General features: G+C 60.9%; 1 pseudogene. It reads right to left on the bottom strand.

The annotated features are described in order from the left end of the window. Positions 1–195: 195 nt before the first annotated feature. A pseudogene (locus EOC06_RS41215) lies at positions 196–511 on the bottom strand (hypothetical protein); the annotation flags it as partial.

Consider the following 511-nt stretch of genomic DNA (forward strand, 5'->3'; position numbering starts at 1 on the left):
GGTCAAGCCATTGCCGATGCCGACCAGAATGCAAGGGCCGAATAGCGCAATCACATGCCTGTCATCTGCGAAAAACAGGACCAGACAAATCGCAGGGCCGGCACAGCGACGATGCGCCCCACTATCATCATGGTGGTCAGAGGGAAACGGCCGGCGTAACGTCCGGACAGGAGCTACCCAACACGAAGCCCGCTGTTATGCTGCCGATGTAAAAGCCAAGCGAGGCCGATGACACGTCGAATATTGCAGCAACAAGTGGGGCGCCAGCGAGAAACGCGTAGCCCGCACCGACCAAGAACCCCATGCACAGCGCGTAGGCCCAAAAACCGGGTGCGCGGAACAGCGCCGGATAGGCGTGGAATTGCTGGACGAGGCAAACATCACGATGCCGGCTAGGGCAAGACCCCAGAAAATCGCCCGCCAGCCCAAGGTTTCATCCACCACACCGCCAAGCGCCGGGCCGATCATCGGGGCCAGCGCCCAGATCATCGCCGCATAACTGATCCGGCTC

The sequence above is a fragment of the Mesorhizobium sp. M7A.F.Ca.MR.362.00.0.0 genome (assembly GCF_004023175.1).
Lineage (GTDB): Bacteria > Pseudomonadota > Alphaproteobacteria > Rhizobiales > Rhizobiaceae > Mesorhizobium.